General features: G+C 72.5%; 9 protein-coding genes. 2 read left to right on the top strand and 7 right to left on the bottom strand.

Annotated features, from left to right (window positions below; all coding sequences use genetic code 11):
* Window positions 1-290: 290 nt before the first annotated feature.
* Genes treZ through glgX form a run of 3 tightly spaced genes read right to left on the bottom strand, consistent with a single transcriptional unit; the run spans window position 291 to window position 6,485 of the window.
* Window positions 291-2,024: a malto-oligosyltrehalose trehalohydrolase gene (gene treZ / locus JQN84_RS31030; RefSeq protein ID WP_204962140.1), complete on the bottom strand. Its 1,734-nt coding sequence runs from the start codon at window positions 2,022-2,024 to the stop codon at window positions 291-293.
* Window positions 2,021-4,363 carry a malto-oligosyltrehalose synthase gene (treY, locus tag JQN84_RS31025; protein ID WP_204962139.1) on the bottom strand — a complete coding sequence of 781 codons (2,343 nt, stop codon included), beginning with the start codon at window positions 4,361-4,363 and terminating at the stop codon, window positions 2,021-2,023. Before treY ends, treZ begins: the two co-directional genes overlap by 4 nt.
* Before the next feature lies 1 nt (window position 4,364).
* Window positions 4,365-6,485, bottom strand: coding sequence for a glycogen debranching protein GlgX (gene glgX / locus JQN84_RS31020; RefSeq protein WP_204962138.1), 2,121 nt, complete (start codon window positions 6,483-6,485; stop codon window positions 4,365-4,367).
* A gap of 324 nt (window positions 6,486-6,809) precedes the next feature.
* Here glgX and JQN84_RS31015 point away from each other — a divergent pair, with 324 nt between their 5' ends.
* Window positions 6,810-8,216 carry a glycosyltransferase family 4 protein gene (locus JQN84_RS31015; RefSeq protein WP_204962141.1) on the top strand — a complete coding sequence of 469 codons (1,407 nt, stop codon included), beginning with the start codon at window positions 6,810-6,812 and terminating at the stop codon, window positions 8,214-8,216.
* Window positions 8,217-8,286: 70 nt separating this feature from the next.
* Here JQN84_RS31015 and JQN84_RS31010 read toward each other — a convergent pair whose 3' ends face one another.
* From JQN84_RS31010 to JQN84_RS30995, 4 genes are all read right to left on the bottom strand, one after another.
* Complete coding sequence (locus JQN84_RS31010) at window positions 8,287-9,570, bottom strand: citrate synthase (RefSeq protein ID WP_204962137.1); 1,284 nt, start codon at window positions 9,568-9,570, stop codon at window positions 8,287-8,289.
* A 214-nt stretch (window positions 9,571-9,784) separates the two neighbouring features.
* Window positions 9,785-11,842, bottom strand: a complete 2,058-nt coding sequence (locus JQN84_RS31005) for a sulfatase-like hydrolase/transferase (protein WP_204962136.1) — start codon at window positions 11,840-11,842, stop codon at window positions 9,785-9,787.
* The gene (locus JQN84_RS31000; protein WP_204962135.1) at window positions 11,835-13,253 is read right to left on the bottom strand and encodes a class I SAM-dependent methyltransferase; all 1,419 of its coding nucleotides are present in this window, start codon (window positions 13,251-13,253) and stop codon (window positions 11,835-11,837) included. Before JQN84_RS31000 ends, JQN84_RS31005 begins: the two co-directional genes overlap by 8 nt.
* 15 nt (window positions 13,254-13,268) lie before the next feature.
* A complete protein-coding gene (locus tag JQN84_RS30995; protein ID WP_204962142.1) occupies window positions 13,269-13,580 on the bottom strand; it encodes a hypothetical protein in 312 nt (103 codons plus the stop codon).
* 191 nt (window positions 13,581-13,771) lie between these two features.
* Here JQN84_RS30995 and JQN84_RS30990 point away from each other — a divergent pair, with 191 nt between their 5' ends.
* A complete protein-coding gene (locus JQN84_RS30990) occupies window positions 13,772-14,182 on the top strand; it encodes a VOC family protein (protein ID WP_204962134.1) in 411 nt (136 codons plus the stop codon).
* Window positions 14,183-15,027 lie beyond the last annotated feature (845 nt).

The raw sequence follows: 15,027 nt of genomic DNA, 5'->3' as shown, positions 1-15,027 counted from the left end.
CCAGCTCAATCGCGTCACGCTGAAACTCTTCCGTGTACTTCGATGGACGCCCCAACGGGGACACCCCTTCCTCTGGACCAACATCCAGTCTCAGGGTGTCCACATCTCAGGGGGAAGCCCAGTATTACGGTCCGCCGCGCCCGTGACCCAGCGTGACGACCGGTCGCCGGACAGGCCCCGGCGCTCCCCGCCGCCGCAGCGGCAGCGGCCCGTCGCGAGGCCGGCCCGGAAACCAGGCCGAACACCACGCGCGCCCGACACGGGACCGGGCCGCAAAACCGCCCACTGCCTCAGAGCGCCACGATCGCCGCCGTCTCCGCCGGCAACTCCACCCGGTCGCGCATCACGGTGACGCCCTCCCCGGTGGTGAGCAACACCCGACGGGCCACCCCGGGCAGGGTGACCCGCTGCGGCCGGCCGGCGAGGTTCGCCACCACCAGGCACCCGCCCCGGCGGACCACCAGGAACTGGTCGCCGTGGCGCACCTCCATCCGGTGCAGACGGGGGTCGGACAGGTCGGCCCGGCTCTTGCGCAGCGCGATCAGCCGCCGGTAGAACTCGTACATCTCGCGGTGTTCGGGTTTGCCCAGCTCGGCCCAGTCGAGCCGGGACCGCAGGAATGTCTGCGGATCCTGCGGGTCGGGCACGTCACCGGGCGGCCAACCGTGCGCGGCGAACTCCCGCCGCCGGCCGGTGGCCACCGCCGCCGCCAGCTCCGGCTCGGGGTGGCTGGTGAAGAACTGCCACGGGGTGCTCGCCGCCCACTCCTCCCCCATGAACAGCATCGGGGTGAACGGCGCGGTCAGCAGCAGCATCGCCCCGACCCGCAGCAGCGCGGGCGACAACCCGGCGGAGATCCGGTCGCCGGTGGCACGGTTGCCGACCTGGTCGTGGTTCTGCAGGTACGCCACGAACCGGTGCCCGGGGACGGTGTGCCGGTCCACCGGGCGGCCGTGGGTGCGGTTGCGGAAGCTGGACCAGGTGCCGGCGTGGAAGAACGCCCCGGTCAACACGTCGGTCAGGCACTCCAGTGAGCCGAAGTCGCCGTAGTAGCCCTGGCGTTCCCCGGTGAGCAGGGTGTGCAGGGCGTGGTGGGCGTCATCGTTCCACTGCGCGTGCAGGCCGTAGCCGCCCGCCTCCCGGGCGGTGATCAGCCGGGGGTCGTTGAGGTCGGACTCGGCGATCAGCGACAGCGGCCGGCCCAGGTGGGTGGCGAGCGACTCCACCTCGACCGCCAACTGCTCCAGGACATGCACCGCCCGGGAGTCGGGCATCGCGTGCACGGCGTCGAGCCGCAGGCCGTCGACGTGGTAGTCACGCAGCCACATGAGCACCGAGTCGATGATGTAGCGGCGTACCCCGTCGGAGTGCGGGCCGTCCAGGTTGACCGTGCGGCCCCACGGGTTGCTCTGCTCGCTCAGGTACGGCGCGAAGCTCGGCGCGTAGGCCCCGGAGGGCCCGAAATGGTTGTAGACGACGTCGAGGATCACCCCCAGCCCCTTGGCATGGGCGGCGTCGACCAGGCGTTTCAGCCCGTCCGGCCCACCGTAGGGTTCGTGCGGGGCGAACCAGCACACCCCGTCGTAGCCCCAGTTGTGCTCGCCGTTGAACGCGTTGACCGGGAGCAGCTCGATCAGGTCGACGCCGAGGTCGACCAGGTGGTCGAGGCGGCCGATCGCCGCGTCGAAGGTGCCCTGGGGGGTGAACGTGCCGATGTGCAGCTCGTAGAGGATGCTGCCGGGTAGTTGACGGCCCGTCCAGCCCTGGTCGGTCCAGTCGAAGGCGGCATGGTCGTAGCGCCGGCTCGGCCCGTGCACCCCGGCCGGCTGCCACGCCGAGCGCGGGTCGGGCAGCGGGGTGTCCTCGTCGTCGAGCAGGAAAGCGTAGTCGGTGCCGGGGCCGGCGTCGGGCACCTCGACCCGCCACCACCCGTCCGGCCCGATCCGCATGTCGTGGTCGGCGACGCCGGGCAGGCGCAGCCGCAGCCGGGCGACGTCGGGCGCCCAGACGGTGAACTCGGTCATGCGGCAGCCTCCGCGGGGTCGGTGGGAGCCAGCAGGGCGGTGGGCGCGAGCAGAGCCACCGGATAGCTGCCCAGCAGATCATGAAGGAGCAGCTCAGACCCACTGTAGACCTGACCGGTGAACACGTCGGTAACACTGTTGCCGGGCATCGACAGGCGGGTGTCGCGCCAGCCGCCGTCGCGGGCCAACCCCACCGGCAGCCGGGTGGCCACCGCGACCGCCCCACCCCGGTCGAAGGCGACCACGTGCGCGGCGGCCGGCCCGTGCGCGGCCACCGGCCGGTAGCCGTCGAACAGTTCCGGGTGGTCGCGGCGCAGCCGCAGCGTGCGCGAGACCACCAGCAGCTTGGCCGCGCCGTCGGCGGTCACCGCCGGCTGCCAGCCGGCATCGAGCCGGGCCAGCAGCTCCCGGCGTACGGCGAAGTCGACCGGGCGGCGGTTGTCCGGGTCGACCAGGGAGTTCTCCCACAACTCGGTGCCCTGGTAGGTGTCGGGCACCCCGGGCATGGCGAGCTGCACCAGCTTCTGCCCGAGCGCGTTGGACCAGCCGGCCGGGGTGATCCGGTCGGTGAACGCGGTGATCTCGGCGTGCAACTGCGGGTCGTCGTACATCCGGTCGACCAGGGCGTGCAGATCGCGTTCGAAGGTCGGGTCGGGGTCGGCCCAGCTCGTCGCGACCGACGCCTCCCGGGCGGCCTTCTCCACGTACGCGTGCAGCCGGTCCCGGTCGATCGGCCAGGCGCCCACGGCGGTCTGCCAGACCAGGTGGGCGAAGGCCGGATCGGCCAGCGGTGCGCGGGCCATCCAGTCGCCGACCTGCTCCGCCCAGCGGGCCGGCAGCTCGGCGAGCACGGCCAGCCGGGCCCGGACGTCCTCACCGCGCTTGGTGTCGTGGGTCGACAGCGTGGTCATGCCGGCCGGCCAACGGACCTGCCGGGCGGCGGCGAACCGGTGGAACTCCGCCGGCGGCACCCCGAAGTGGGCGGGTGAGCCGCCGACCTCGTTCAGCGCCACGAACCGGCTCCACCGGTAGTAGGCGGTGTCCTCCACCCCCTTGGCCATCACCGCGCCGGTGAGCTGCGGGAACCGGGCGGCCAGCTCGTGCTCGGGACGGCGCAGCAGCGCGGTCACCGCATCCAGGGTGGCGGTGAGGTCGGGTCGACGCCGGCCCGCCTCGGCGCGGGCGGCGGCCAGGTGCCGGGCCCCGTGCGGCGGGTAGCCCCGGTAGACCGGGAAGCAGGCGGCAAGCTCCGCCAGGGCCGCCCGGGTGGCGTCCCGGTCGAGCTCCGGGGCGAGCGCGGCGAGCCGACTCAGCTCGGCGGCGAGCAGCCGGGTGGCGGCGGCCAGCTTGGTGGCGTGGGTGAGGTCCTGCCAGGAGGTGTGGTGACCGGTGAGCCGGGCGTCGAGGGCGGTGAAGTCGCCCTCCGCGCGCCCGTCGACGAACAGCCCGCAGACCGCCGCCAGCGCGTCGTAGCCGGTGGTGCCGTCCACCGGCCAGTCCGGCAGCTCCTCGCCGTACTCCAGGATCTTCTCCACCACCAGCCAGGCGTGCGGGGCGGCGGCGCGCAACCTGGCCAGGTAGCCGGCCGGGTCGCGCAGGCCGTCGGGGTGGTCGACCCGGATGCCGTCGACCTCACCGGCGGACACCCAGCGCAGCACCTCGGCGTGGGTGGCGTCGAAGACCGCCGGGTCCTCCACCCGCAGCCCGGCCAGGTCGGACACGGCGAAGAACCGGCGGTACGTCAGCTCGGTGTCGCCGCGCCGGCAGGAGACCAGCTCGTAGTGCTGCCGGTCGTGCACCTCGCGGGGGCTGCCCGCGGCGGTGCCGTCGGCGACCGGGAACCGGTGCTCGTGGTAGCGCAGCTCCCCGTCGACCAGCTTGAGGTCGTCGACGGCGTCGGGGCTGTCGGCGAGCACCGGCAACAGCAGCCGGCCCCGCTCCCAGTCGATGTCGAACCAGTCGGCGTACGCCGAATCCCGACCCCGGCGCAGCACGTCCCACCAGGCCGGATTGGCGGCCGGCTGGGCGACCCCGGCGTGGTTGGGCACGATGTCGACGACCAGGCCCAGCCCGGCCGCCCGCAACGCGCGGACCAGCCGTTGCCGGCCGGCCTCCCCGCCCAGCTCCGGGTTGACCGCGCGGTGGTCGACCACGTCGTAGCCGTGCGTGGAACCGGGGGTCGCGGTGAGCAGGGGGGCGCTGTAGAGGTGGGTGACACCCAGCGCGGCGAACCAGTCGGCCAGCCCGGCGGTGGTGTCGAGATCGAACCCGGGTCGGACCTGGACGCGGTAGATCGACCCGACCGTCGCCGTCGAGTCGGGTCGGGTCTGTGCGGGCATGTCAGACCGTCCTCTCCAGGACCACCAGGGAGCGGTCCGGCACGCAGACCGTGCCGCCCGCCTCGACCACCGTCGGCTTCTCCGGTTCGGGTTCCGCCGTGCTGATCACCAGCTCCCAGCGCTGGCCGAACTCCGCGCCGGGCAGGGTGAAGTCCAGCGGCGCGTCGTGGGCGTTGAAGCAGAGCACGAACGATGAGTCGCGGTGCCGCTGGCCGTACTGGCCGCGTTCGGGGATGCCGTCGCCGTTGACGAACAGGGCCACCGAGCGGCCGAAGTCGTTGCCCCAGTCCTCGCCCGTCATCTCCCGGCCGTCGGGGGTGTACCAGGCCAGGTCCGGCAGCCCCGTCCCGGCGTTGCGGCCACCCACCGGCAGGCCGGTGAAGAACCGGCGGCGGCGGAACACCTGGTGCCGGTTGCGGAAGTCGGTGAGCCGCCGGACGAAGGCCAGCAGTTCGTCGTCGGCGTGTTCCCAGTCCACCCAGGCCAGGTCGCTGTCCTGGCAGTAGGCGTTGTTGTTGCCACGCTGGGTGCGGCCCAGCTCGTCGCCGTGGCCGATCATCGGCACGCCCTGGGAGAGCATCAGGGTGGCCAGGAAGTTGCGCCGTTGCCGGGCGCGCAGGGCGGTGACACCCGGGTCGTCGGTCTCCCCCTCGACGCCGCAGTTCCAGGACCGGTTGTGGCTCTCGCCGTCGCGGTTCTCCTCCCCGTTGGCCTCGTTGTGCTTGTCGTTGTACGAGACCAGGTCGTTGAGGGTGAACCCGTCGTGGCAGGTGACGAAGTTGATGCTGTGGAAGGGGCGGCGGCCGTCGTCCTGGTAGAGGTCGGCCGAGCCGGAGATGCGGGAGGCGAACTCGGCCAGGGTGGCCGGCTCGCCCCGCCAGAAGTCGCGCACCGTGTCGCGGTACTTGCCGTTCCACTCCGTCCACAGGGGTGGGAAGTTGCCGACCTGGTAGCCGCCGGGGCCGACGTCCCACGGCTCGGCGATCAGCTTCACCTGGCTGACCACCGGGTCCTGCTGCACCACCTCGAAGAAGGTGGACAACCTGTCGACCTCGTAGAACTCGCGGGCCAGGGTGGCGGCGAGGTCGAAGCGGAACCCGTCGACGTGCATCTCGGTCACCCAGTAGCGCAGCGAATCCATGATGAGTTGCAGCGAGTGCGGGCTGCGCACGTTGAGGCTGTTGCCGGTGCCGGTGTAGTCGACGAAGTAGCGTCGGTCCTCTTCGGACAGCCGATAGTAGCTCGGCGCGTCGACGCCCTTGAAGCTCAGCGTCGGGCCCAGGTGGTTGCCCTCGGCGGTGTGGTTGTAGACCACGTCGAGGATGACCTCGATGCCGGCGGCGTGCAGCGCCTTGACCATGCCCCGGAACTCCTGCACCTGCTGGCCGAGCCGGCCCAGCGCCGAGTAGCCGTGGTGCGGGGCGAAGAAGCCGATGCTGTTGTAGCCCCAGTAGTTGCGCATGCCCAGGTCGGCCAGCCGGTGGTCGTGCACGAACTCGTGCACCGGCATCAGCTCGACGGCGGTCACCCCGAGCTGCCGGAAGTAGTCGATCATCACCGGGGAGGCGATCGCCGCGTAGGTGCCGCGCAGTTCCTCCGGGATGCCGGGGTGGCGCATGGTCAGCCCGCGCACGTGCGCCTCGTAGATCACCGAGTGGTGGTACGGGGTGCGCGGCGGCCGGTCGTTGCCCCAGTCGAAGTACGGGTTCACCACCACCGACTTGGGCATGAACGGGGCCGAGTCGGTCTGCGACATCCGGTCCGGGTCGCCGCCCAGCTCGTAGTCGTAGACCGCGGGGTCCCAGGTGACCTCCCCGTCGACCGCCTTGGCGTACGGGTCGAGCAGCAGCTTGTGCGGGTTGCACCGGACCCCGTTGGCCGGGTCGTACGGGCCGTGCACCCGGTAGCCGTACCGCTGGCCCGGCTCGATCCCCGGGATGTACGCGTGCCAGACGTACGCGTCGACCTCACGCAGCTCGACCCGGCGCTCGGCGCCGGTGTCCCACTCGTCGAAGAGGCACAACTCGATCTTCTCGGCGACCTCCGAGAAGATCGCGAAGTTGGTGCCCATCCCGTCATAGGTGGCGCCCAGGGGGTAACGCTCACCCGGCCAGACCTGCATGTCGCTCCTTAGGCCCATGATCATGAGCGCACCGGCCGGGTCGGAGACCGCCGGTGCGCACGCCGCTAATGCCCCGCGCCCGGTCCGGCCAATCCACCCGTTCGGACGGCGCCCGACATCCACCCGTCCGAGGGGTCACGCACCGTCGGGTGTCGTCCGTCACGATAGGCCCTTTCGAGATGCGCCGGGCCGCCCGATGCCCTTTGCTAGACGCGACGCGCCCGCGCGGGCACGTCACCACTCGGCCCTCGGCCACCCCCACCACCGCCCCCTCTCGCCGTCACCGTTGCCGGCGTGATCGCGTGCGCATGGACGGAGATTGATGTGACCACCCTGCGGGTCAGCGAACAGCTCGCGACCGCTGTGGACCGGACCTGCCGGCCCACCCCCTCCTCCCGGCCCCCGGTCCCCCAGCAGGGCGGCGGCTCCGGCGTGCCCCCGCGTACCCGGCGCATCCTGATGCTCTCCTGGGAGTACCCGCCGGTGCTGGTGGGCGGGCTCGGCCGGCACGTGCACGCCCTGTCGGTGGCGCTGGCCGCCGCCGGGCACGAGGTCACCGTGGTCACCCGGCACACCGACGGCGCGCCGCTGGAGGAGTACGCCGACGGCGTGCGGATCGTCCGGGCGGCCGAGGACCCGGTGACCTTCCCGCTGGCCACCGACTCGTTGCTGGCCTGGACGATGGCGTTCAACCACACGCTGACCCGGGCCGCGCTGCGGGCCGCCGAATCCGGCGCGTACGACGTGATCCACGCCCACGACTGGCTTGTCGCACACACCGCCATGACGCTGCGCGCCCACCTGGACGTGCCGCTGGTCAGCACCATCCACGCCACCGAGGCCGGCCGGCACCAGGGCTGGCTGCCGGGCGAGATGAACCGCACCATCCACGGGGTGGAGCAGTGGCTGGCCGCCGAGTCCGGCCGGGTGATCGTCTGCTCCGGCTACATGCGCGACGAGGTCAACGCGCTGTTCGACGTGCCGATCGGCCGGGTCGACGTGGTGCCCAACGGGGTCGAGCCGCACCGGTGGAAGGTACCGGCCTCGGCGGTCACCTCGGCCCGTGCCCGGTTCGCCGGGGACGGGCCGCTGGTCACCTTCGCCGGGCGGCTGGTCTATGAGAAGGGCGTCCAGCATCTGCTCGCCGGCCTGCCCCGGCTGCGCGAGCGGCACCCCGGGCTGCGGGCGGTGATCGTCGGCGACGGGCCGTACAAGGCCGAACTGGAGGCCGAGGTGCACCGGCTCGGGCTCGGCGGCACGGTCGCCATGCCGGGCTTCCTCGGCGGCACCGACCTGCCGGCCGTGATGGCCGCCTCGGACTGCTTCGCGGTGCCCAGCATCTACGAGCCGTTCGGGATGGTCGCCCTGGAGGGGGCGGCGGCCGGTGCCCCGCTGGCGGTGTCCGAGACCGGTGGGCTGGCCGAGATCGTCGAGCCGGGGGTGACCGGGGTGACCTTCGCCCCGGAGGACCCGGCCGACCTCACCGAGGCCGTGCACGCGCTGCTGTCCGACCGGGAACGCGCCAGGGTGCTGGCCCGCCGGGCCCGTGCGATGGTCCACGAGCAGTACGGCTGGTCGGCGATCGCCGCGCGCACCGCGACGGCGTACGCCTCGGCGATCGCCGGGGACGCCGCGTTCACCGCCCGGCGTGCCGAGCAGCGGATGGCCACCGGTCGGGTCACCGCGCCGGTCCCGGCGGGCAACCTGCTGGTCGCCGCCGGCCTGCGCTGAGCCCGCCGTATCCACGACAAAGGCCGCCGACCCGCGACGGGTCGGCGGCCTTCGTGCGTGACCGGGAGGGTCAGCGCTGCCCGATGGCGGTGAACTCCCGCTCCGGGGCGCCGGTGTAGATCTGCCGGGGCCGGCCGATCTTGGTCTCCGGGTCGCTGATCATCTCGCGCCACTGGGCGATCCAGCCGGGCAGCCGGCCGAGTGCGAACAGCACCGTGAACATCTTGGTGGGGAAGCCCATGGCCTTGTAGATCAGGCCGGTGTAGAAGTCCACGTTCGGGTAGAGCCGGCGGGACACGAAGAAGTCGTCGGCGAGCGCGATCTCCTCCAGCTGCATGGCCAGGTCCAGCAGCGGGTCCGGCTTGGACATCCGGTTGAGCACGTCCTGGGCGGCCTTCTTGACGATGGCGGCCCGCGGGTCGTAGTTCTTGTAGACCCGGTGGCCGAAGCCCATCAGCTTCACGCCGTCCTGCTTGTCCTTGACCTTGCGGACGAAGGACGCGACGTCGCCGCCGTCGGCCTCGATCTTCTCCAGCATCTCCAGCACCGCCTGGTTCGCCCCGCCGTGCAGCGGGCCGAACAGGGCGTTCACCCCGGCCGAGACCGAGGCGAAGAGGTTGGCGTTGCTGGAGCCGACCAGCCGGACGGTGGAGGTCGAGCAGTTCTGCTCGTGGTCGGCGTGCAGGACGAGCAGCATGTCCAGCACCCGGGCCACCACCGGGTCGACCTCGTACGGCTCGGCGGGCACGCCGAAGGTCATCCGCAGGAAGTTGTCCACGTAGCCCAGCGAGTTGTCCGGGTACAGCAGCGGCTGACCGATGGATTTCTTGTAGGCGTACGAGGCGATGGTGGGGACCTTCGCCATCAGCCGGACCGTGGACATCTCCACGTGCTCGGAGTCGAACGGGTCCAGGCTGTCCTGGTAGAAGGTGGAGATGGCGCTGACCGCCGAGGACAGCACGGCCATCGGGTGGGCGTCCCGGGGGAAGCCGTCGAAGAACCGGCGCATCTCCTCGTGCAGCAGCGAGTGCCGTCGGATCCGCTCGCTGAACTCGCCCAGCTGCTGCCGGGTGGGCAGCTCACCGTAGATGAGCAGGTACGAGACCTCCAGGAAGGAGGACTTCTCGGCCAGCTGATCGATCGGGTAGCCGCGGTACCGCAGGATGCCCGCGTCACCGTCGATGTAGGTGATCGCGGAAGAGCAGGAGGCGGTGTTCACGAAACCGGGGTCGTATGTTGTCATTCCGGTTTCCTTGAGCAACTTACTGACCCCGATGCCCGCAGGGCCCTCGACCGCGCCCTGCACCGGCATCGAAAGCTGCCCACCGGGGTGGTCGAGCTTCACTTCCGTCATGTGGTTCCTCGCTTCGCCGGCGAATCTTCGTTGAATTGCCTTCGCTTTTACCGTAATCGCGGTCGCGGGGATACCGCCCGCCGTGGTTCTGCGGTGAGGTATGCGTCACCCGTTTCCCGACCCGGCGGCCCGGAAACCCGCCCGGCGCGGGCGGGTCAGCCGGGAACGGACGCCCGGAACGGCACGGTAGAAAGCGGCGAAAGCCGACGAAAGATTAGGAAAGTGTCAACCGGCGCAACGTACCGTCGGCACCCACCCGGTAGAGGTCCAGCCGGTTCGCCCCGGGCCGGAAAAGATGGTCGTCGGGGAGGAACGCCGCGAACCGGCGACCCCCCGGGTCCGCGGGCACCACCGGGACGACCGCGCCGACCCGGCCGTTGACCGCGACCGCGAGCAGCGTGCCGTCGGGCACCTGCCGGGGCACGGTCCCCCACACCAGGGCCGGCAGCTCCCCCGCCGCCGGATCGACGTGGTCGAACGCGCCCAGGTGCGCCACCGAGGCGGTGCCGTCCGTCGGCTCCTCCCCCACCGTCGTGCCGACCAGCGGGTGCGGGACGGACGGCGCGGGACGGGTCGGCACCCCGCCGGGAAGAACCACCCGCTCACCGGGCCGGTCGTAGAAGTACTTCTCGGTCCGCTCCCGGGCGGGCTGCTCCGCCGACCGCCCGTCCAGCCGCCACGGGACCCGCACGTGCACCGCGTCGGCGATCGTGGGCAGCAGGTCCACGTGCTCCCAGTTGCGGTCGTCGACCCGGCCGGCGCGCTGACCTGGCTGCTTGACGAACAGCGGCACCCAGGCCACCTCGCCGGGGGCGTGCTCGATCGCGCCCATCCCCCGCCCCTGCCAGTCCGGGGCGAAGCTCACCCCGTGGTCGGCGGTGAGCACGACCAGCGACCTGTCGTACAGGCCCGTGGCGCGCAGCGTCCGCAGCGTCTCGCCGACCAGCCGGTCGGTGTACCGCAGCTGGGCCAGGTGCCGGGCCCGGGCCAGGTCCGCCCAGCCCGCGCCGTCGTTGGGCAGGTCGTCCGGTGCGTCGTACCGCGCCCCGGACGGCAGGAACGCCCACGGCGCGTGCGGCATCAGCAGGTGCAGGAAGTGCAGGGTCGGCCGGTCGGCCGGACGCAGCCCGGCCAGGAAACTGGTGAACCGCACCGGCTGGTTGTCGTTCAGGCTGTCCCAACGGAACTTCGGGTCGGCCGGGACCGGTTCGGCGGCGTCCAGGCCCACCTCGGCCGCGGTCTGCTCCCGGAACGACTCCTGCGGGTCGATGCGGCTGTCCACCGGGGCGGCGATCCGGCCCAGCAGCGCGCCGCTCTCCCGCACCAGCACGCCGAGCCCCTGTTCGGGGGCGACCGGCTGGTCACAGCGGCTGGGCGGGCAGAGCCGGGTGATGCTCTCCTGCGCCCGGATGTCGTACAGGCCGCCGAGGGCGGTGAAAAGGTTGTCCGGGTACTGCGAGTAGTGCGGGGCGGACGGGGTCGACGGGTAGCGGCCGGTCAGCATCGCCGGCAACGCGTACGGCGTCCACCCGCTGACGCCTGTCGCGTTGCGGTACCAGGTCGAGCCACCGGCCAGCTCGGCGAAGTTCGGGTAGCGGGCCGCGTCGATCCGTCCGTCCGGGCCGAGCAGCGACACCAGCGGCAACTCGTCCAGGACGATCATGACGACCGGCGGGTGCGAGCCCGGACCGGCCACCCCGGCGGCACCCTCGTGCGCGCGGGGCAGCACCACCGCCGAGGCGGGCGAGGCGAACAGGAACAACCCGACGAAGACCAGCGGCCCGAGGGCGGCCACCCGCAACACCCGGCCGGGCAGCGACCAGCGCCGGTGTGCCACCGCCCCGGCCACCCCGGCCAGCACCGCCACCACCACCAGCGGTACGCCCCGCAACGGCGTCACCTGCCGGCCCACCTGCACTGCCAACGCGGCCAGCAGCAGCCCGACGAGCACCGTGTGGGCACCCGCCCGGACCCGGGCCCCGGCCGGCCGGGTCGCCGCCCCGAGCAGCACCACGGCGGCACCGGGCACCAGCGTGACCAGCGCCACCAGCACCAGGACGTCCCTGCTGGTGGCCCGGTGGAACAGGAAGAAGTCGGGACTGCGCCCGAGCACGTCGAGCAACGGCTGGGTGACCACCAGACCGACCAGGGCGACCACCTCCGCCGCCCGGTGCAACTCGACCCGCCGGGCGGACGGCGCGCACCCCTGCGGCGCGGGTGGCGCAACGGAGGCGGGCCGGTTCGGCGCACCGGCGAGGGTCGGCTCAGCCACCCGCCACCGCCTGGTAGAGCGTCCGGGTGCCGGAGGGCAGTTCGCACTGACGCTCGATCCGGCAGTGGGCGTTCAGCAGCCGGGTGAACTCGTCGCGTCGGTAGTCGGGGAAGATCCCGGCCGGCTTGTTCGCCAGCAGCCGCCGCGCCATCGGGTCCTGCGGATCGACGAACTCCACCACCAGCCGGCCACCGGGACGGACGTACCCGACCAACTGGTCGACCACCTCGGCCAGCGGCACGTTGTGGCCGATCGCCAGGTGGTGCACCACGGCGAGGGCGAGCACCACGTCGGCGTGGGCGCGCTCGGCGAACCCGGCCCGTTCCACCCCCCGCCAGCCGCCGCCGGGCGACGGGTCGGCGAGGTCCATCACCAGCGGCAGGATGCGCTGGTCGCCCTCGGCCCGCAGCGCCCGGTAGAGGGCGTCCACCACGGCCGGGTCCTGCTCGACGGCAACCACCTGGGCGGCGTGCCGGGCGGCGATCCGCGCGTACCGGCCGTCGTTGGCACCGAGATCGAGCACCAGCCCGGCGGCGACGCCCGCCACCGCCGCCTCGACGAAGCTCTCCTTGGCGGCCCGGTCCGCCGTGGTGTAGCCGCAGGTGCGCTGGTAGTCGACCCAGTGGCCGCCGGCCACCCGACGGTCCAACCGACGGACCAACCGCGTCAACCGTCGTACGGTGGCCAGGGCCAGGTCCCGGGAGTAGCCGGCGTCGCGCAGTTGGGCGGCGACGGCGCTGCTGCTGGCCCCGGCGTGCCGGGCCTGCATCGCGGCGTGCAGGTGCACGTGCGTCGGCACCCCGGGTAGCAGCCGGCGCACGCCCCGGAACAACGGTCGGAGCTGATCGGGGGTGATGCCGTCGACCCGGGCCCGCAGCCAGGGCTGGAAGTCCACGCCCAGGTGGGCCTGGAGCAGCAGCGGATAGAGCAGGGTCTGGCAGAACTGCCGGTAGCCGGCCCACGGCTCGCCCCCGCCCAGCGGCGCGAACGAGCCGATGTCGATGAAGACGGGTGTGGCACCGCGCCACTGCAGGTTGTAGGCCGACCCGTCCTTGGTGGTGAAGCCCGCCTCCAGGGCCCGGTGCAGGATCTCCAGGTGCAGCAGGGCGGCATCCCGCAACATGCCGAACGACCATTCGTAGGGGTGCGAGACGAACGGGATGCGCTCGTGCCGCAGCACCATCGTCCACCCGGTGTCCGGCAGCGTCGCCGGGTCGGCCGGGACGGTGCCGCAGACCTTGCCCTCGGCGAGTAGCGCGGCGAAGAACTCGCTGCCGGCGAGCGCCTGCCAGTCGGCGGCACCCTGCGGGCCGAGGCCGCGCAGCACCTGGTCGCCCAGGTGGAAGACCCGGTTGGCGGGGTCGCGGAAGGAACCGGGTTCCGGTCGGATGCGCAGGTCGGCGGTGGTCATCGGTACGCCCACCGGTCAGTTGCCGGCGGGCTGACGCGGCTGCCGCTCGGTCGGGGCGGGCTGACCGGTCGCAGCGGGCCCGGTCGCAGCGGGCCCGGTCCCGGAGGGCTGACCGGTCACGGCGGGGTCGGTGGCGGGGGACCCGGTGTGCCCGGCGGTCTGGCCGGACGTGGTGGCCTCGGCGGCTTCGGTGGGCTGGCGGCGGAACCGGGCCGCCACCCGCCGCCAGTAGAGCTTCGCGGCGACCGCTGCGCCCGCTGTTCCGCCGACAACCGCCTGCACGATCAGGCTGCCGGACCCCGCGTCCAGGTAGGCCAGGTGCATCATCGGGCCCGCTCCCTTCCCTCGCCGTCATGGACCGCCGACAGGTGCACCCCGATGGGGTATTTACACCTTAAAGGCGGATTGCTCCCCTGACACCGTACGTCGTCCGGTCCGGCCGCGAGGGGCACATGGTCTCCTCGGCCCGGTCCGTTCCGTTCAAGACCCCGGGGCTCGCCTCGCCCTACCCTGGCCACATGACGCCCCGTTTCGATCTCATCGGCACCGCGGTCAACGACATGGCCCGCACCCTGGAGTTCTACCGTCGGCTCGGGTTGGACATCCCCGCCGGGGCCGACCACGAGGACCACGTCGAGGTGACCCTGCCCGGTGGGCTGCGGCTGGCCTGGGACACGGTGACCATGCTGCGGAGCTTCCACCCCGAATGGACGCCCCCCAGCGGCAGCCCACGCGCCAGCCTCGCCTTCCTGTGCGCCGACCCGGCCGAGGTGGACCGGTACTGGACCATGCTCACCGAGGCGGGTTTCCACGGCGAGGTAGCCCCGTGGGACGCGGTGTGGGGCCAGCGGTACGCCATCCTGCACGACCCCGACGGCAACGGCGTGGACCTGTTCGCGCCCCTCGGCACCACTCCCGGCCGGAGCTGACCGACCGGCTCCACCGTCACGGGACAGGAGCCGATCCCCTGATGTCGCCGCGCTGCCGGACGCCCCCGGGTCTGCCGCGCCCCTCCCACCCCGCCTGCCCGCCTGCCCGCCTGCCCGCCTGCCCGCCTGCCCGCCTGCCCGCAGGAGGATCCGCCCCGAGCAGGGGCAGGGGCAAGCGGGTCACAGGTATGTGGTGCGGGTCCTTTCGACCTGATGACGCTGACGGTTCACCCCGACCGGGCCGCCGTCCGACACGCCCGTTCGCCGCACCTCCCCTGTTCGGTGGGACGACGACACCCGGGTGAAGGTCCCCCTGGCGAGGTGCGGCGGCGCAGGGCCCGTGCCGGCCGGGCGGATTCGGCGACGGCAGCCGGGGCCGGATCCGGCCCCGCAGCATCCAGCGCCCGGCCCGAGACACCCAAGTTCCCGTGGCGCAGCCTGACGACCAAAGGCACCCGAACCCCGACAGCCATCCCGCACATCGGCGACGCACCTGCTCGGCCACCAGGAGCGAGAAGAAACCGCCCCACCTCGGCGCAACCGGACCACCAACCCGGACACAACAACTCGACCACCAGCCCACACATCAGTCACATGACACAACCCGACCACCAGCCCGCCAGACACACCAACCCCATCCGCCAGCCCGTACAGCGACGCGCATGCCACGCCAACCGAAGGGTCCTGCGGCAGGTGGGCGGCTACCACCTGCCGCAGCCCGGTGAGGTTCCCCCCGGGATGTGGACACCGGGTTATGCCGCGATCTGGTGCAGGGTAGCTGGTGTGAGGGTTTGTTCGTAGTCGGCGGGGCTGAGGTAGCCGAGTGTGGAGTGGCGTCGTCGGTG

Source organism: Micromonospora humidisoli, from assembly GCF_016900955.1.
GTDB lineage: Bacteria > Actinomycetota > Actinomycetes > Mycobacteriales > Micromonosporaceae > Micromonospora > Micromonospora wenchangensis.
Note: the sequence above shows the minus strand (reverse complement) of the source record. Positions and strands in the feature narration are given on the sequence as shown.